The 18486-nt window shown below is 53.8% G+C and carries 16 protein-coding genes and 1 pseudogene; 10 read left to right on the forward strand and 7 right to left on the reverse strand.

From position 1 onward, the window contains the following. Positions 1–190: 190 nt before the first annotated feature. The 3 genes from BLP79_RS17800 to BLP79_RS17810 all read left to right on the forward strand — a co-directional run bounded on the left by BLP79_RS17800 (position 191) and on the right by BLP79_RS17810 (position 3567). Entirely contained in the window at positions 191–1222 is a 1032-nt protein-coding gene (locus BLP79_RS17800; RefSeq protein ID WP_090221060.1) for a LacI family DNA-binding transcriptional regulator, read from the forward strand. Then, positions 1222–2547, forward strand: a complete 1326-nt coding sequence (locus BLP79_RS17805) for a GH1 family beta-glucosidase (RefSeq protein WP_090221043.1) — start codon at positions 1222–1224, stop codon at positions 2545–2547. Before BLP79_RS17800 ends, BLP79_RS17805 begins: the two co-directional genes overlap by 1 nt. A 183-nt stretch (positions 2548–2730) precedes the next feature. Beyond that, the gene (locus tag BLP79_RS17810; protein ID WP_139163234.1) at positions 2731–3567 is read left to right on the forward strand and encodes a hypothetical protein; all 837 of its coding nucleotides are present in this window, start codon (positions 2731–2733) and stop codon (positions 3565–3567) included. Positions 3568–3620: 53 nt separating this feature from the next. On the opposite strand, the gene BLP79_RS17815 is transcribed toward BLP79_RS17810, so the two are convergent. The 3 genes from BLP79_RS17815 to BLP79_RS17825 form a co-directional block, all read right to left on the reverse strand. Next, positions 3621–4400: an ATP-binding cassette domain-containing protein gene (locus BLP79_RS17815; RefSeq protein ID WP_090221045.1), complete on the reverse strand. Its 780-nt coding sequence runs from the start codon at positions 4398–4400 to the stop codon at positions 3621–3623. Position 4401: 1 nt separating this feature from the next. Beyond that, on the reverse strand, positions 4402–5526 hold the full coding sequence (locus BLP79_RS17820; protein ID WP_090221046.1) for an ABC transporter permease: 1125 nt from the start codon (positions 5524–5526) through the stop codon (positions 4402–4404). 89 nt (positions 5527–5615) lie between these two features. Further along, a complete protein-coding gene (locus BLP79_RS17825; protein ID WP_090221047.1) occupies positions 5616–6566 on the reverse strand; it encodes a sugar ABC transporter substrate-binding protein in 951 nt (316 codons plus the stop codon). Between the two features lie 187 nt (positions 6567–6753). Here BLP79_RS17825 and BLP79_RS17830 point away from each other — a divergent pair, with 187 nt between their 5' ends. Next, positions 6754–7752 carry a LacI family DNA-binding transcriptional regulator gene (locus BLP79_RS17830; protein WP_090221048.1) on the forward strand — a complete coding sequence of 333 codons (999 nt, stop codon included), beginning with the start codon at positions 6754–6756 and terminating at the stop codon, positions 7750–7752. 58 nt (positions 7753–7810) lie between these two features. Here the strand turns inward: BLP79_RS17830 and BLP79_RS17835 are convergent, their stop codons facing one another. From BLP79_RS17835 to BLP79_RS17845, 3 genes are all read right to left on the reverse strand, one after another. Continuing rightward, positions 7811–8944 carry a Gfo/Idh/MocA family protein gene (locus BLP79_RS17835; protein ID WP_090221049.1) on the reverse strand — a complete coding sequence of 378 codons (1134 nt, stop codon included), beginning with the start codon at positions 8942–8944 and terminating at the stop codon, positions 7811–7813. Between the two features lie 96 nt (positions 8945–9040). Then, complete coding sequence (locus tag BLP79_RS17840) at positions 9041–9931, reverse strand: TIM barrel protein (protein WP_090221050.1); 891 nt, start codon at positions 9929–9931, stop codon at positions 9041–9043. A gap of 19 nt (positions 9932–9950) precedes the next feature. After that, a complete protein-coding gene (locus BLP79_RS17845; protein ID WP_090221051.1) occupies positions 9951–11066 on the reverse strand; it encodes a Gfo/Idh/MocA family protein in 1116 nt (371 codons plus the stop codon). Between the two features lie 157 nt (positions 11067–11223). Here BLP79_RS17845 and iolD point away from each other — a divergent pair, with 157 nt between their 5' ends. From iolD to BLP79_RS17865, 4 genes are read left to right on the forward strand one after another with little or no spacing between them, the layout of a single operon-like run. Continuing rightward, on the forward strand, positions 11224–13092 hold the full coding sequence (gene iolD / locus BLP79_RS17850) for a 3D-(3,5/4)-trihydroxycyclohexane-1,2-dione acylhydrolase (decyclizing) (RefSeq protein WP_090221052.1): 1869 nt from the start codon (positions 11224–11226) through the stop codon (positions 13090–13092). After that, positions 13092–14072 (forward strand): 5-dehydro-2-deoxygluconokinase, encoded by a 981-nt coding sequence (iolC, locus tag BLP79_RS17855; protein WP_090221053.1) that lies wholly within the window; start codon positions 13092–13094, stop codon positions 14070–14072. The genes iolD and iolC overlap by 1 nt, the downstream gene beginning before the upstream one ends. A gap of 14 nt (positions 14073–14086) precedes the next feature. Then, the gene (locus BLP79_RS17860; protein ID WP_090221054.1) at positions 14087–14929 is read left to right on the forward strand and encodes a 5-deoxy-glucuronate isomerase; all 843 of its coding nucleotides are present in this window, start codon (positions 14087–14089) and stop codon (positions 14927–14929) included. Further along, positions 14926–15756 carry a class II fructose-bisphosphate aldolase gene (locus BLP79_RS17865; RefSeq protein WP_090221055.1) on the forward strand — a complete coding sequence of 277 codons (831 nt, stop codon included), beginning with the start codon at positions 14926–14928 and terminating at the stop codon, positions 15754–15756. The genes BLP79_RS17860 and BLP79_RS17865 overlap by 4 nt, the downstream gene beginning before the upstream one ends. Before the next feature lie 60 nt (positions 15757–15816). Here the strand turns inward: BLP79_RS17865 and BLP79_RS17870 are convergent, their stop codons facing one another. Further along, positions 15817–16749 (reverse strand): MYG1 family protein, encoded by a 933-nt coding sequence (locus BLP79_RS17870; protein ID WP_090221056.1) that lies wholly within the window; start codon positions 16747–16749, stop codon positions 15817–15819. Between the two features lie 1163 nt (positions 16750–17912). Here BLP79_RS17870 and BLP79_RS19565 point away from each other — a divergent pair. Both BLP79_RS19565 and BLP79_RS20305 read left to right on the forward strand, forming a co-directional pair. Continuing rightward, positions 17913–18041, forward strand: a pseudogene (locus tag BLP79_RS19565) (IS3 family transposase); the annotation flags it as partial. 302 nt (positions 18042–18343) lie between these two features. Beyond that, positions 18344–18486, forward strand: a 143-nt coding sequence (locus BLP79_RS20305) for a hypothetical protein (RefSeq protein WP_211477636.1), incomplete at its 3' end; no start/stop codon positions are given.

The raw sequence follows: 18486 nt of genomic DNA on the forward strand, positions 1-18486 counted from the left end.
GAATCACACCATCAATCAAAGCGCTTTGATGAATATAAACCTGTGAGATTCACGCCAGCCTGTCAACAATTCAAAGTTCAATCCTTTATTTTCATATGAAATATCGATCATCCAAAGAGTGAATTCCACTTTGACCTCAGAAAATAAGGTCGCTACAGTACAAATAACCAAAGCGCTTTGGAGATTTTCAGTGAACCTGAAACAACTGTCAGAACATCTAGGCCTCTCACAAACCACGGTAAGCCGGGCACTCAACGGCTACCCAGAGGTGAGCGATGCGACGCGTAAAAAGGTTCTGACAGCGGCACGTCTGAACAATTACAGCCCCAACACCCGCGCCAAAGGTCTGGCCACCGGGCGCGCATGGGCCATCGGTCACATCATTCCCATTTCCACCAAACATGAGATGGTAAACCCGATCTTTGGCGACTTTATTGCGGGCGCCGGTGAAAGCTATGCGGCAGCGGGTTTTGATATGACACTTCGCTTGGCCGAAGACGATCACATCGAAACCCTCTACCGGGAAATGGCCGCAAAACGAAATGTCGATGGGATTCTTGTGCAAGGCCCCGCCATGGATGACGAGCGCGTTCACATCCTGCAGGATCTGGGCATGCCCTTTGCGGTTCATGGCCGCGCCTCTAGCGCCACAACAGCCTATAACTGGCTGGATGTGAACAACAGCCGCGCCTTTGAACGTGCCACCAATTTCCTGCTGGATCTGGGACACCAGCGCATCGCGCTCATCAACGGCCTTGAACATATGGATTTCGCCTATCGCCGCCGCGGCGGATACGAAACCGCCCTTTCCGCACGCGGCCTAGCAATTGATCCCCAAATCATGCGCGCCCATGAGATGACAGAGCGCTACGGCTACACCAGCACCCGAGACATGCTAAGCCAGCCCAATGCCCCAACAGCCTTTCTAGTGTCTTCAATCATTGTCGCAATCGGGGTGCGCCGCGCCATCGAAGAGGCAGGCCTTAAGATGGGGCAAGACATTTCCGTGATCACCCATGACGATGACATCTCATACTTTCGCAACGGTGAAGAAATTCCCTTGTTTACGGCCACCCATTCATCTGTGCGTGAGGCAGGCCGCATCTTGGCACAGATTCTGATTGATCAGATCACAAACCCAACAGCCCCGCCCGTTCATCGCCTCCTTGAGGCTCAATTGATGGTTGGTCAATCCACCGGCCCCGCACCAGGACGCACCTAATGTTTACATTCAAACGCAGCGACTTCCCGCGTGATTTCCAATTCGGAACCGCAACCTCCAGCTACCAAATCGAAGGCCATAAACACGGCGGTGCAGGCCCAACGCACTGGGACAGCTTCGCCGCCACGCCGGGCAATGTGGTGCGCGCAGAAAACGGCGCGCTGGCCTGTGATCATTATCACCGCTTTGAAGAAGATCTGGACCTCGTCGCACAGGCGGGTCTTGACTGCTACCGCTTCTCCACCAGCTGGGCCCGTGTTCTCCCCGAAGGGCGCGGTGCGATCAACCAAGAGGGGCTGGATTTCTATGACCGCCTCACTGATGCAATGCTCAAACGCGGCCTGAACCCCTGCGTGACCCTGTATCACTGGGAACTGCCACAAGCGCTGGCAGATCTGGGCGGATGGCGCAACCCTGACATCGCCAAATGGTTTGGTGATTTTACCGAAGTCATTATGGGGCGGATTGGCGATCGCATGCATTCGGCCGCGCCGATAAATGAACCGTGGTGCGTGGGATGGCTGTCGCATTTTCTGGGCCATCACGCGCCCGGACTGCGCGATATCCGCGCCACAGCCCGCGCGATGCATCATGTTCTTTTAGCCCATGGCACAGCCATTCAAACCATGCGCGCTCTGGGCATGAAAAATCTTGGGGCCGTGTTTAATTTTGAATGGGCCACTCCGGCAGATGACAGCGCGAAGGCCCAAACCGCAGCTGCGCGCTATGATGCGATTTACAACCGCTTTTTCTTACAAGGCGTCTTCAAAGGCAGCTATCCCGATCTGGTATTAGAAGGCTTAGAGCCGCACCTCCCCAAAGGCTGGCAAGACGATTTCCCAACAATCACTGCTCCCGTCGACTGGTGCGGGCTGAACTACTACACTCGCAAAGTCATCGCGCCCAATTCCGATCCCTGGCCCAGCCTTGACGAAATCGACGGCCCGCTGCCTAAAACCCAGATGGGATGGGAAATTTACCCCGAAGGCCTATATAAATTCCTGCACCGGACCGCGCAGGAATTCACCGGCGACCTTCCCCTTATCGTCACCGAAAATGGCATGGCCTCCCCAGATCAGGTTTCAAGCGGCAAAATCGAAGATCCCGCGCGCATTGCTTATGTTCAGGCTCATTTGGACAAAATTCTGAAAGCCCGCCAAGAGGGCGTGCCGGTCAAAGGGTATTTTCTCTGGTCCCTGCTCGACAATTACGAATGGGCGCTGGGCTATGAAAAACGTTTTGGCCTTGTCCACGTTGATTTTGAAACCCTAAAGCGCACGCCAAAAGCCTCATATCACGCGCTGCAAACCGCACTGCGCAATTAATCCTGCTGCTGCGGTCGAAAAGCCTCCATTCTTTCGGCCGCACATACTGGAGACCATCTACCCCCATAGGAACAAGGAAAACCGCCACCACACGCAATGCGAATGCGCATCATAATTTTATATGACACCAAATGGCACGAGCAGATAAACTCCCAGAAGCAAGCGAAAGCAGCGAGGGTGCAGATGGTAAAATCTCTGGGTGATTTTTTGACAGGGCAGACGCCCCAATCAGACTACGGCCGCTATCCTGATCGCACCCCAAAGGTAAAAACAAAGCTCATTGACAAGCCCGGCAGACACGCCGCCATTCGAACACAAGGCGATGCACGTGTCCGGCGAAATATCGAAAACCACATCGCACAACGCGGCGAAAGTAAATTCAATTCAAAACCAAAACTTCTGATGCCGTCGCGTAATTTTAGGGTCGACATCATGGACCCCTCGCGCACTCATCATACGATCAGCAACGGTCTTTGCCTTGGTGATGCAGTGCTTTTTTTAAAAAACTACCAAAGAACATTGTCCCTAAACCAGTCAATACCAACGGCCTTTGAAGCTGCGGGTCTACAAGCCCAAATATCAACCTTCAAAATCTTCGAGACCGGCGACGGGCAAGATCGGTTTGAAGAGAACAAAGAAGGTGGAAAGCCAAATCAATTCGTTAAACACAGCCAGACCGAACTGAAAACAACAACACTGCGTGCGGTCGGCTTAAACATCGATGACAAACAAAGCATAAGCAAAAATCAATCCGCTGATGAGCTCTTTGACTGGGACAATGAATTTGAAATCGCAACAACCAGCCTTTTATCCATAAGGTACAAGCATGTAACTGACCCCCGAAAGATAACTGGGCATGCAATTTCTGTCATAAACGACCCCAACAAGGGAGCTTTTATTTATGATACAAACTTTGGGATTGTTGGCTTTTCAGACAGTGACGACATTCAAACCTACGTCGAACAGGTTGTGCTCCACAATAGAGACTTAACCTCCCTGGAACGCTTTGACGTCTCATAAAAACCGCCGCGCACCCTGTGGCGCGCGGCAGCAGATCACACGGGTCTTCCCGCTTAAACAGTTCCGCCCAGACTGCCTTCAAGCTGGGCAAGCTCCTGACCACCGGCCATAAGATCCTGCAACTCTTCCGGGCTGATCTCCCCCTTCATGGCGGTACCCAAGGTCTGACCACGGTTCAACACCGTAAACCGGTCTCCAACCGCCATCGCATGGCGCACATTGTGGGTGATAAAGACCACCGCAATACCCTGCTTGCGCACCTTATCAATGGTCGCCAAAACATTGGCCGTCTGGCGCACCCCTAGGGCAGATGTCGGCTCGTCCAGGATCAAAACCTTTGCCCCGAAATGCACGGCACGGGCAATGGCAACTGTCTGACGCTCACCCCCCGACAGCGTGCCAACCGCTTGATCCGGCCCACGCAGATTGATGCCCATCTTGCGCATTTCCTCCATCGTCACGCGATTGGCATAATCGTGATCAAACAAGGTGAGCGGGCCAATCTTTTTCACAGGCTCATTGCCCATGAAAAAGTTCCGGCTGACTGACATCAAAGGGATCATCGCCAGATGCTGGTGCACCGTCGCAATCCCCGCCGAAATCGCATCCCGTGGATCGGCAAAATGCATGGGACGCCCTTCAAACAGGATATCCCCATGGGTGGGCTTGTGCACGCCCGACATGGTTTTGATAAAGGTCGATTTCCCCGCACCATTGTCACCCAGCAGGCAGTGGCATTCACCCGGGAAAATATCAACGGACACACCCGCCAGCGCAATCACAGAGCCAAAATGCTTTTCGATGTTTTGCATCTGAATAATAGGTTCAGTCATATCAACGCTCCCCTGTGATAACACGACGGATGTAAGTGTTCAGGATCACAGCCCCTAACAGGATAACCCCCAGGAACACCCGGAACAGCGAGCTTTCGACACCTGCGAAAAACAGACCCTGCTGCACCACACCAAAGATCAACGCGCCCAGCGCCGCGCCCAGAACCGATCCATAGCCACCGGTCAAAAGTGCACCGCCGATAACCACCGCAATGATCGCCTCAAACTCTTTCAGCAAGCCGCGATCCGCCCCAGCAGATCCGAATTCCATCACCTGACACACCGCAAAAACAGTGGCGCAAAAGGCGGTCATCATGAACATCAGGACCTTCACACGGTTCACAGGCACACCCGAATTGCGCGCAGCTTCTGCATCGCCACCCGCGGCAAAAATCCAGTTGCCAAATTTGGTTTTGGTCAACAGAACATGGCCAAAGATGATCAGCACAATTGCCCAGACAATCAGCATCGGGATACCATCAACCACGGGCTGTCCTGCGCGGGTACCACGCGTAAAAGTGGTGATCAGGCCCGCTTCTCCCATCCACTGGAAAAACCCTTGTAGGATTTTGCCACCAAAGACAGGTGCCAGCCAATCGCCTTCGGCTACATCCTTGATCCCACCGATGATCGTTTTGCGTTCAATGATTTGCGGCAGGTAAATCGTGAACCCTCGCAGGATGAACAGGAAGGCCAGCGTTACAATAAAACTGGGCAAGCCAGTTCGGATCACGATAAAACCATTTAAGGCACCAATGCCTGTGCACAGCACAAAGGTGACGATAATCGCAATCCAAATAGGCCAACCAAGGGTCACCCCAAAGATAGCAATCATCATGCCCGCAAAACCGATCATAGATCCGACAGACAGATCAAATTCACCGGCGATCATCAGCAAACATGCACCAACGGCAATAATCATGAACTGCGCCGAAACAATCGACCAGTTCATCACGCCCTGACTGTTGAACATGCCGCTGTCAAACGCAAAGAGCAAAAAGAATGTGAAAACCGCGACGGTCCCAACCATACCACCCAACTCCGGGCGGATCAGCGCTTTGCGCAGGGGAGAGATCTGTTTGATACGTTCGTCAGCGGCGGGTGTGGTTTGTGCGGCTTCAGCCATGAAAGCCCCCCTCCAAAGTAAATTCATGTGTCGTCCAGACGGACTGCGGGCGTCCGAATTGTGTCAGACGCCCGCAAAACAAGTAAGGATCAGCGGTATTCGCCCGCGAATTCTTCAACCTTTTCCAAACCCTCAGCGGTCACAAAACCAGGGCCAGAATTCATGTTATTGCCGGGCAACACACCATAACGGTGGTAGTTGGTCATGATCACAACCGGCATATAAGCCTGCAGGAAGGGCTGCTGGTCGATGCCCCATTCGATCACGCCAGATTTGATGCCTTTTACAATCTCACCACCCAGATCAAAGGTGCCAAAGTAAATATCGCCTGCCAGACCGTTTTCTTCCAGTGCCAGCAATGTTGGGTCCGCTGAGGTTGGGCCAAGCGTCAGAACCGCGTCAGTCTCAGGGTTGGATGACAGATAAGCCAGAACCCGGTTTTTGATCTCTGCCGGGTCTTGACCCGCATCAATCATCTGCGTGCCCAGTTCAATGCCCAGACCATCCGCAAAACCCTGACAGCGCTCTTGTGAAGAGGGCTGAACAATGTAGTGGTTCACACATAGGAACGATCCAACACCATCCCCTTTTGCGCGCAGACCCGCAGCATAACCCGCGTCATACTCAGGCTGGCCAACATACATCAGCGCGCCCACTTCGCGGGCTTTATCGGCCGTGCCGGTGTTCATGATTATCACATCTACACCGCTGTCCACTGCGGCTTTGATCGGACCTTCCAGAATGTCAGGATCCGCCAATGTGGTGATGATACCGTTTGGGCCAGATGCCGCAGCCTGCTCAATGATACGCGCCATATCCGCAAGGTCGCCAGTGGGCGGATTGCGGTATTCCACCTCAACACCCATCTGCTCGCCCGCAAGCGCGATACCGTTTTTGATGCTGTTCCACCAGCTGTCACTGTCTGGCGCGTGGCTCACCAGAATATATTTCTCACCTTCCGCCGAAGCTGCTGTCGCCACCATCAGTGGAGCTGCTGCTACAGTGGTTGCCAAGGCAAACGTCTTGATCAATGATTTCATTATTTCCTCCCAGAACATCACCGCCTTTGGGGTGAAAGAGTCGGCTCACGCCGCCTCCCGACTCAAGCTAACCATATCAAAAGCCATATTGCAACCGGTTGCAAAAAGATCTTTAATTTTTCATGCTGCACAAGAGACCGAAAGCCAGTAGAACCCTCGAAAGCTCAATTTTGGAGACACAGCGCCCATGCCGGTGACATTGAAAGAGGTTGCAGAACGCGCAGGCGTCTCACGCTCGGCCGTCTCACGCACCTTTACCGAAGGTGCCTCGGTCTCTCCAAAGATGCGCCGCAAAGTGGAAAAAGCGGCCCGCGATCTGGGCTATAGCCCCAATGCGCTGGCCTCCTCTCTCACCACCGGGCGCACCAAGCTGATTGGCCTGGTCTCCAACAACTTTCACAATCCGATCTTCCTAGAGGTCTTTGATCTCTTCACCAGCGGCCTCCAGGAACGCGGGCTCAGACCCCTGCTGGTCAACCTTACGGATGAAACAAATCCGGCACAATCCGTCCAAATGCTGCGGCAATATTCGGTCGACGGCGTTGTTGTCGCCTCCTCCACCCTGCTGCCAGAATTTGCCAAAGCGTTTCGCGATGCGGGCGTGCCTGTGGTGCATTCCTTTGGACGTTCCTCCTCCTCGCCCGAGGTCCATGTGGTGGGCATCGACAACGTCGCATGTGGCCGCATGGCAGCCCGCAGTCTGGTGTCGCGCGGATATAGCCATGTCGCCTTTATGGGGGGGCCTGAAAAAGCAACCTCAACCCAAGACCGCTATGCCGGCTTTATGTCCGAAATGAAACATCACCCCGGCGTTCAGGTCAGCTACTCTTTTGCTGAAGCCTACAGTTTCGACGCCGGGCGAAAAGAAATGCTGCGCCTACTGAATGTTGGCCCCGCACAGGCCTATTTCTGCGGCGATGATGTTTTATCAATCGGGGCGCTCTCCGCGGTGCAAACCAGCGGTCTGAAAACACCAGATGACATCGGCATCATTGGCCTCAATGATATGGAAATGTCGCGCTGGGAAAACATCAACTTGACCACAATCCACCAGCCGATCCGCCAGATTGTGACGTCATCGATTGAATTGATGGTGGCAATGTTGGATGACCCGCATCGCTATCCCGAAGCCCGCATTTTCCCCTGCTCCATTGTGGAGCGCGGCACGCTTAAAGCCCCACAATAACCCATCCTTCATAAAACGCCCCCGAGTTTTGGAGGCGTTTTTTATTTATTGCAATGCCTTAGCGAAAAATCGAAGGTCTTGCATCCATCCAAACGCCACCATCCTTGGCTGAGGCCACGGCCGTGTGCACCGCCGCCATCGACCGCACGCCATCCGCTGCATTGGGCAGACCCTCGCGCACTTCTCCGCGAATGGCATCCGCAAGATCACAGTAGATATTGGCCACCGCCAGCGGGAACCCTTCCGGGTGCGCAATCGCGACCCGGCTCAGACGTTGTGCATCAGCATGCAATCCGCCCTCCCCCTTTTCAATGATCTGCGTACGCCCGCCAACAGGGGTATAAATCAACTGGTTTGGCTGCTCAGACGCCCATTTCAGACCTGCCGTTTCCCCAAAGACCTGAATTTCAAACCCATGCTGACGACCAATTGCCACAGAAGAGGTCCACAGACGCCCAACCGTGCCACCTTCCATACGGAAATTGACCATTGCGTCATCTTCCAGCTCACGGCTCGCGATGGTTGAAGCAAAATCCGCAGATAGGGTTTTCACCTCATCATTGGCGATAAAGCTTGCCATATGCAGCGCATGAATGCCGCAATCCGCAAACTGACCTGACACACCTGCCATCGCCGGATCATAGCGCCAGCGCACCCGTGGATTATCGGCATCTGTTGCATCGCCGTGATGGCCGTGGCTAAAATTCGTGACCACAACGCGAACCTTACCCAATTCGCCATTTCGCACCATCGCGCGAGCCTGACGCACCATTGGATAGGCCGAATAGCAGTAATTCACCGCGCAGATCTTGCCGGTCGCCTCAGCGATTTTGACGATCTCTTCGCCTTCTTCAACGGTCATGGTCATCGGCTTTTCGCAAAGCACGTTGAACCCCGCCTCAAGAAAAGACTTAGTGATCTCAAAATGGGTCGAATTTGGCGTCGCAACCGTCACCAGATCAATGCGATCGTCGCGCCCCTTTTCGCTTGCCAGCATCTCCTGCCAGTCGCCATAGGCGCGATCCGCTGTAATGCCCAGACGCTGCGCATATTCACGCCCCACATCTGCCCGATGGTCCAATGCGCCAGCCGCCAGTTCAAACTGACCATCCGCCAAAGCACCCAATCGGTGCGCAGGTCCAATCTGGCTGCCTTCACCGCCGCCGATCATGCCCCATTTCAATTTTGCCATGGCCCTCATCCTTTTTGCCAAAGCTGTCATTCAACCCGCTCCCTGTGCACCCTGAGGTGCACAAGGGGTGTACGGGCGGTGTACAGGAAGTGCCCCCTAAAATCCGATGGACTGCAGGTATTCCCGGTTTTTGCGTGCATCTCCAACGGGATCAGGATCCAGCGTCGGATCACAGTCCTGTTCGACTGTGCACCAGCCTTCAAAATTAGCGTCCAGCAGAACCTGACGCACCGCGGGGAAATCCACATCGCCCTCGCCAAGGTTGCAGAAAATCCCCTGCCCGCAGGCATCATAGAATCCCGTGCGTTTCTCGATCACATCTGCCTTCACCGAAGGTGATATATCTTTGAAATGCATGTATGAAATTCGGCTGACATGCCGCTTCATAAAGGCAACTGGATCAAATCCTGCGTAGGAATGATGCCCCGTATCAAAACAGATTTTCAAAATGTTTTCATCGACTTCGCTCAGCAGGCGCTCAAGCTCTGGTTCGAAATCCATGAACCCTGCGGCATGGGCGTGAATGCCAACGGTCAACCCGTATTCCTCAGAGCCAATACGCGCGGTTTCGGCAATGCGATCCCGGTAGGCTTGCCATTCCGCCTTGTCCATTTGCTCCGCTTCCGCCGCACGCCCCGCCGTTGGCGCCCGACGCTCTGAAATAGAATCGATCAAGACCATATGCTCAGCCCCATGCGCCTTTAGCGCCTTTGCCGTGCGATGGGTTGCATCCAGAACGTCGTCAAACGCGGCTGGATCATGGTAAGGGCGAAACACCACCCCGCCAATCAATTGCAGGTCATTCTTGGCCAGTTCATCCGCCAAAATGCTAGGATCTTCAGGCATATAGCCAACCGGACCCAGTTCAATTCCTTTGCAACCCGCCTCTGCACAATCCTTCAAAACGGATTGCCAGTTGGGATTGCGAGGGTCGTTTGCAAATTCCACACCCCATGAACAGGGCGCGTTGCCAATTCTGATTGTCATCTTGAAACCTTTCCGATGCTCAGAATGCGTTGATATGTTTCCATGTTTGGTCTTTAGCCGAGGCAAGCACCGCCGCGACAATCCGGTTCACCTCATGGCCATCACGAAAGGTCGGCCAAAGGGATTTTCCCTGTTCGATAGCGGCAAGAAAATCGCGCGCTTCGATAATGATCTGATCCTGATACCCGGTGCCATGCCCCGGCCCCTGACAGAAGGGTTCATAATCAGGATGGGCCGGCCCCGTGAGGATTTTGGTAAACCCCTGCGTTGCGGCAGGTCCGTCACGCAGGTACAACCAAAGCGCGTTTTGATCTTCTTGATCGAAACGAATTGCGCCTTTTGTTCCCGTGATTTCATAGGCGTAGCCCATCTTACGACCCGTGGCGATACGACTGAAATACATCTGCCCCATCGCTCCATTCTCAAAGCGACACATCATCTGGGCGTGGTCATCATTGCTGACGTCGCCGCCCGGACGGGTTTTGTGAACGGTTTCAACCTCGCCCATGACGCGTGTGATCGGCCCCAACAGCGCAAGCGCCGCATTGATCATATGCGGCGCAAGATCGCCCATAGTGCCATTTGCCATCCCCGTGGTGCGCCATGTGGCGGGCTCATCAGGGTCGGCCATGAAATCTTCGGTGTGCTCGCCACGAAACCAGGTGATATCCCCGATCGCACCTTCGGCAATCAGCTTGCGTGCATATTGGCTTGCGGGCGTGCGGATGTAGTTAAAGCCCACCATATTGACAACGCCTGAAGCTTCAGCCGCGGCTGTCATCGCAGCGCTATCTTCTATCGAAGCGCCCAGAGGCTTTTCACAAAATACTGGTTTTCCAAGAGAAAAAGCTGCCTCTGCCACCGCGCGATGGGTGGATTGCGGCGTGGCAATCACAATTGCTTCGACCTTTGGATCTTCAACCAATGCACGCCAATCATCTGTCGCGCGGTTAAACCCATACGCACTACGATAGCGTTCTGCACTTTCGGCAGAGCTTGCGCAGACCATTTCCAGACGCGGGCGCAGCGCAGTATCAAACACCGCCCCTACAGCCGACATCGCAACGGCGTGCGCCTTGCCCATATAGCCTCCGCCCAGGATACCGATTCCAATTTCTGTTCGCTGTTTCGACATGCCACCCCTCCCAAGATAAAGACACGCTTTGCAATTACCGTTTGCAACCGGTTGCAAAACTTGTATCCTCAGATTCGAAATCTCGCAAGCTGCATTCGGCCTGAAACCGAATTTTCCGCTGACCATCTTACGACCATCCCACAAGGGTTCGCGCCATATGACGACATCCAGCTCAACAGTAACACTGACCACTGCGCAAGCGATTATTCGCTGGCTTTCCAATCAGTTCATCGAAATCAACGGCACTGAATACCGTGTCTGCGGCGGTGGTTTTGGCATCTTTGGTCATGGCAATGTGACCTGCCTTGGCGAAGCGCTTTATGGCGTTCAGGAGGAGTTGCCCCTGTATCGCGGACAGAATGAACAAAGCATGGGGTTTGCAGCGGCGGGCTATGCAAAACAGTGGCTGCGTCAGCGCTTTATGTTCTGCACAGCTTCGGCGGGTCCGGGCACGGCTAACCTGCTGACCGCGGCGGGGCTTGCCCATGCCAACCGCCTGCCGATGTTGATGCTATGCGGTGACGCCTTCCTGACCCGCCTGCCCGATCCGGTGCTGCAGCAGATGGAGAATTTCAACGACCCAACCTTTGGCGTGAATGATGCGTTTAAACCAGTCAGCCGCTATTGGGACCGCATCAGCCATCCCGCACAGGTGATCCAATCATTGCCAAATGCTTTGGCGACGATGCTTGATCCGGCAGATTGTGGCCCTGCATTTCTGGGACTGCCACAGGACGTGCAGGGCTGGACTTATGACTATCCGCTGTCCTTCTTTGAAAAGAAAGTGCACCGTATTCGCCGTCAATCACCTGACGAGGCGGAGCTTGCAGACGCGGTTGCCCTGCTGAAAACAGCCAAACGTCCTATGATCATCGCAGGCGGCGGCATCCAGTATTCACGCGCGGTGACCGAGCTGACAGATTTTGCCGAAACACACCAAATCCCCGTTGTGGAGACCATTGCCGGGCGCGCCAATTTGCTGGCAACGCATCCGCTGAACATCGGCCCCCTTGGCGTGACGGGGTCAAACAGCGCCAATGCCATTGCAGAAGAGGCGGATGTGATCCTTGCCGTTGGCACACGCCTGCAGGATTTCACCACGGGATCCTGGACCGCCTTTGCGCAGGATGCCAAATTTATCTCGATCAATGCAGGGCGTCATGACGCGGGCAAACATATGTCGCTGCCGGTGGTTGGGGATGCCAAACTGTCGCTGACCGCGCTGAGCGGCGAGCTGGATTATACAGGACCTGCTGATTGGGTTTCCAAGGCGCAGGGGCATCGTGCGGAATGGGATGCCTACGTGGCTGAAAACGTATCTTATGGCAACCGCCCCAATTCCTATGCGCAGGCCATCGGCGTTGTGAATGCGTTGTGTGACCCACGGGATCGCGTAGTTGCAGCGGCTGGCGGACTACCAGCCGAGGTCACCGCCAATTGGCGCACCTTGGACATCGGCACGGTGGATGTTGAATTTGGCTTTAGCTGTATGGGTTATGAAATCGCCGGTGCCTGGGGCGCCCGCATTGCCCAAGCGGAACGCGAACCAGATCAAGACACCATTACATTCTGCGGTGATGGATCTTATATGATGTTGAATTCAGACATCTATTCCAGCGTGTTAAGTCAGAAAAAGATGATCGTTCTTGTGTTAGACAACGGCGGTTTCGCTGTCATCAACAAACTACAGAACAACACCGGCAACGAGAGCTTTAACAATCTCTTGGCGGATTGCCCCACAATTCCAACGCCCTTTGGCGTGGATTTCACGGCCCATGCAGCGGCAATGGGGGCTGCGGCGGAAAAAGTCGCTAATCCGGCAGAGCTGGGGGAGGCATTCAAACGGGCCAAAGCCTCGGACAAGACATATGTGATTGTAATGGATGTGGACGCCTATGAAGGGTGGACGCAGGAAGGCCACACATGGTGGGAGGTTGGCACCCCCCATATCACCAATAGCGACCGTGTGCGTGACGCCCATGTCGATTGGGAATCCAGCCGCGCCAAGCAGCGAAAGGGCGTGTGATGGACAAGCTGATCAAAGGCATCACCCAGAAGAACTTTGCGGTTTTTGGTCGTGCGGGGATGGATATGTTTGCCGATCCCATTGGCACCAAAAGCGAATATGCTGAGAGCTTTCGCTCAGATCTTGGCGGGTCTTCCGCGAATATCTGTGCGGGCCTGTGCAAACTGGGGTCACGTTCAGCGCTGGTGACATCTGTATCCGATGATGCGGTGGGGCGGTTTTGCCTGAACCGGTTGGAACACTACGGCGTGGATACGCAATATGTGCGCAAGGTGGGCGGCGAATATCGCACCTCTCTGGCGATCTATGAAAGCAGCATGGATGACTTTCAAAATGTGATCTACCGCAACAATGCGGCGGATTTTCAAGTGACCGAAGCGGATATGGAAGCCGTAGACTATAGCGCCTTTGGTGCGGCGATCAGTGCGGGCACCGTTTTTGCAGCCGAGCCTTCGCGGAGTGCGACCTTTCGCGCCTTTGAAAAGGCCCGTGCGGCGGGATTGCCGGTGATTTTTGACATTGATTATAGGCCCTATTCCTGGCCCTCCCCCGAAGTTGCAGCAGATGTTCTAACCCGCGCTGGTGAGGCCAGCGACATGATCGTCGGCAATGATGAAGAGTTCGGCTTTATGGCAGGCGGCATTGAAAAAGGTCTGGAGAAGGCCCGCGCGCTGGCGGTTGAGGGGCGCGTGGTGATTTACAAAATGGGTCACGAAGGTGCGATCACCTTTGTAGACGGACAAGAAATCCGTACCGGGATCTACCCTGTGACTGCCGTGAAACCCAACGGCGCAGGAGACAGCTTTATGGCGGGGCTACTTGCCGGGATCGCCGAAGGGCGCAGCTGGAAAGAGGCCGTTTTGCGCGGCTCTGCCTGCGCATCCATCGTGGTGTCCCAACCCGGCTGCGCACCTGCCATGCCAACAACAGATCAGCTGGAGGCCTTTCTGGCCGAACATGCTGGCCCGACTGACGTCTAAGGAGGAGACAACGGATGCACATCGCGCCGCACGACAATCAGAACAAACCCATCGTGGACGTGGACCATGATCTGGTGCCTCTGAACTATTTTAACATTGTGAAGCTGAAAAAGGGCGAGGTCTTTGACTATGCCGTGCCTGGCTATGAGACTTGCGTGGTCCCTGCGACCGGCACCGTAGATGTGGACGTGGATGGCGCAGGTTTTGCTAAGGTCGGCAATCGCGGCGTTGATGTCTGGGATGGAGAGCCTGAAGGCGTTTATGTGCCGGTTGGTGCAAAAACGCGGCTGGCCTGTGTCTCTGATGAAGCCGAGGTTTTCATTGCCGGCGCCAAATACGACAAGGTTCTGGAACCTTTTGACGTGCGTAAAGCTGAATTGGACGTGGTCCAATACGGATCAGACGACACCAAAACCCATCGTAAAATCAAACACATCCTAGGCGCAGGCCATCATGATAAGGTTGGTCGCCTATTGGTGTCTGAACTTTACACCGTTGGCGCTGGTGGCTGGTCAGGGTTTCCAAGCCACAAGCATGATACGGACAATCTGCCCGATGAAACCCGTCATGATGAGACCTATAATTTCAGGTTCAAGCCGAACTACGGCTCTGGCCTGCAGATGCTGCAGCGGGTCGATAATGAACCGGGTGATGCCTATCACATCATGGATGGTTCAACGGTGATGATTGACAAAGGATACCACCCTTGTGCCGTGCTGCCCGGATATGAAATGTATTATTTCACCATTCTTGGCGGGCTCAGCCAGCGGTCTTTGAAACAGAATTTTCAAGAGACCCATGCTGAGCAGCTGCACACAATCCCTGGTATTATGGATATGGTGGCCAAGTTCAAATGACACTCGCGACACTTTCGGACGTATTGCAACCCGCATTGCGAGAGGGCTACGCTGTGGCTGGTCTTGTCACTTTGGGCTGGGAAGATATGCAGGCCTATGTGGCGGCCGCTGAGGCTGAAAACTGTCCGGTGATCCTGCAGGCTGGCCCCTCTTGCCGAGCCCATACGCCCTTGCCAATCCTTGGTAAAATGTTCCGCCATCTGGCGGAACAGGCCACTGTGCCCGTGGTCGCTCATCTGGATCATGGCTACACGGCAGAAGATTGCAAAATCGCGATTGAGTCTGGCTTTACCTCGGTCATGTTTGATGGCTCTCGCACGCCTTTACAGCAAAATATTGATGACACAGCCAAAATCGCTGAAATGGCCCATGCCGCTGGGATCTCTTGTGAGGGAGAGATTGGCTTTGTTGGTTATGCTGATGGTGAGAGCTCGGCTGGAACGGATCCTGAAGAAGCCGCAAAATTTGCGCGCGACAGCGGCGTCGATGCGATGGCGATTTCAGTTGGCAATGTGCATTTGCAACAAGACAAAGAAGGTGGTTTGGATGAACCACGCATCCGGGCGATTGAAGCCGTCACAGAGGTGCCATTGGTGATCCACGGCGGCTCTGGCGTGCCGGTAGCACAGCGCAAATCGCTGTCGCAAAGGTCAAAGATTTGCAAATTCAACATTGGAACAGAGCTGCGCATGGCCTTTGGCACAGCCCTGCGCGAAGCCGTGAACAGTGACCCTGAGCGTTTTGATCGTGTTTCGATCCTGAAAGAGACACATGTGCCTCTTGTGACAGCCACACGGCAGGTTCTGCAGGGGTTTAAGCGTCTCTAATTTTGGCACGCAAAGATCTGATCAGTTGAATCGGGTTTGCACAAGAGGGGCAAACCCGTTTTATACTTCTGCCGCAATCGCTTCTTTCACGGCAAGATTTGCAAGCGCCATGATCGCTTCGCGACTGTCTGCCACAGCAATGAAGCGACCGTTGTGACAGAACTTTGCACCTTTGACACCCGAGGCCTGCTCCAAGGCTTCATCTGTCAAACCGGCCCAGGCTTCTGGTAAGTCCGCGCGATTTTCAAAGGTATCATTGCCAACGCGGATACATCCAAGCGTCCAATCGTCGCCACGTGGATTTACCACAAAGAGCAGGTGATCGGCTCCAGCCTCTTCCACCGCAGAGCGAAATGGCATGCCCATATCTAGTTCAAGAATATGTCCGCTGCCTGCAGTCTCAATAGCCGCCATAACCTTTGCTTTGGCGCGACGCTTTGCTGTTTTTCTCTGGATTGAGGCCTCGACAAAGGCGCGTGCAATGGTCAGTGCATTCAAAAACGCACGATCTTCTGCCCCTGGATCGGTCTCGTCAAATACTGGTTTTAGGCTTTCAATCAATGCCGGCAGCGTCAGCGCAGACAACATAGGCCCTGCTTCGGATTGGTTTAGGACACCGTTGTCCATCAGATCAATCGGAAGCACGAAGCCTTTGTCAAAAGAGGCGTGAATCTCTTCCAAATCCCCTTCCGGCACTTCCAGTGCACGCAGATAATCATGGCCAAAATGATGCCAGACCAGTCCAAATGAACTAAAAGGCTGGCCATCCTCACGCAAAGGGTTGGGGCGTTGATGATGGTCAAAAATTGATGCTTTGGCATCGTAGTCACGACCTACGTCGTAGATGATCTTACCCGGTCCGGGAGCAATCCATTCAGCATCTCGTGTCCGCACAATCTCGGCAGTTGGAAACAGGCGCGTCAAGATGACCGACGACAAAAGCTCGTCCGCATGAAAACCACCAGAATGTGTGACGAGATGGGTTATGGTCATCAGAAAAAGTTCCGGAAATCTAAGAGAATTTATCGACCCCGATCAGGATCTTGCACCAATATTGAACAAGCTTAACCATGTGTAAAGGCCACTCATCCATGTGTTCAGTACAGCGTTCGGATGGGACACGCAAAAGGGGAATTTCATAAAGCCAAAACCCTCTATGATTTTTTTAAAATTCAAAACTGCGCCCTTTTTCACTGAAAACTTCGCTCAGCCTATTTCACTATGTAGTTGTTGCAATTAGGTCAACTCCGCAACTTTTCTACTCCACAGCTATGAATGACTGGCAAGCTCCACCTGAAAAATCGATCTTCACGTTAGCCCGAAATTTTTTGAGGTCGCTGATAGACTGAAAAGATTGCCCCCTTTGAGGCGTCGCCGTACCCTATCCCCACAAACATTCCACTGTGAAGTGCTCGGATGGCCAAAATGCCTTCACCCGCCGTCTACGGCCCACACAAGACGCTGTAAAATGCGTCGATCTACTGCGTGAGATCAGCTGGCAGGTCGTGATTTTACAGCACATTGCAGTTCTTCATGGTCTGTTTTCAGCGCTCGATCTTCCCTGAGTTTGTACGTGATGCGAAACACTGTTGATTGTCACTGAGAACTGCCCCGCTATTTTCACCGAGAATTGGCCCACCCTCAGTTATTCGCCTTGGTCTATGACGCGGTCAATTTTTGGGTCTCTTTTCCTGTTTTCTTTGCGGCCTCAGTACTTGCCTTGACCCGCTTTTATGTTCGGCGATGATGTGGATGGCAATGCTGTTCTTTTCGCGAGACTGCATGAGTCGGGAGCGCAGATCCTGGTAGGCAAAGCTGGTCCGGTCGGGCGCGGTCTGGGCTGATGTCAGAGTGGTGGAGATCGGATATCACATCCGGCTGGCTATGATGCTATATATCGATAGCGCGCAGCGCGGAGGTGATATTCTTGACTATCGCTGGTCTGAGATTGAGAGTAACGGAATACAAGTCACCCAGAACAAGGCTGGCACAACAGTATTTGTCCCATTTACCGACTGGATGCGAGACTCCTTAGTGGACCTGTCACGGTTTAATGCCGCTCTTTTGATAGCATTTATTGCAGCAAAGGAGACGGACTATGGGACTGAAACGGACGGACGAATTCCTCTAAGATGCAGTGCGGACCGCGCTGACCAGTGGTAAGAACACACCAACATAAGGTAACGGCAGATAGTGATCACAAGTTCGACATCGCACCGAACCTGCTCGACCGCGACTTCACGGCGGATCTACCGAACCAGAAGTGGGCCGGTGACATAAGCTATGGAGCGCCATCAGCCTGAGCCAAAATGGCGAATGCCGTGACAGAAACCTTCTTAAAAACATTGAAGGCAGCGCTCATCCGGCGGCAGACATGCTACACAAGACGTCGGACTGTGGCCGCATATATGAGCATCAGAACCGGAGCTTAAACACGGCAGGTCCATGTGCCCCGTGTCCAAAGCGAGAGTGAGTAGTTTCGACTGGATCGACAAAATTCCACAAAAAACACCTACCGCCTATGTGCGTTAACAGTTCATTAACCGCACGAGTATTCTGTCCGTTTTAGAAAGAGCTGGAGGATACGATGACAGCGAGTAACCCGACACAGTTCAATGCACCTTCGACCGGTGGGTATGCAGAAGGTGACGACGCAGCCAACATCATTTTAGGTTCAGTGTTCTCAGACACTCTTTATGGCGAAGATGGCGACGACACGCTGGAGGGCGG

The sequence above is a fragment of the Epibacterium ulvae genome (genome assembly GCF_900102795.1).
GTDB lineage: Bacteria > Pseudomonadota > Alphaproteobacteria > Rhodobacterales > Rhodobacteraceae > Epibacterium > Epibacterium ulvae.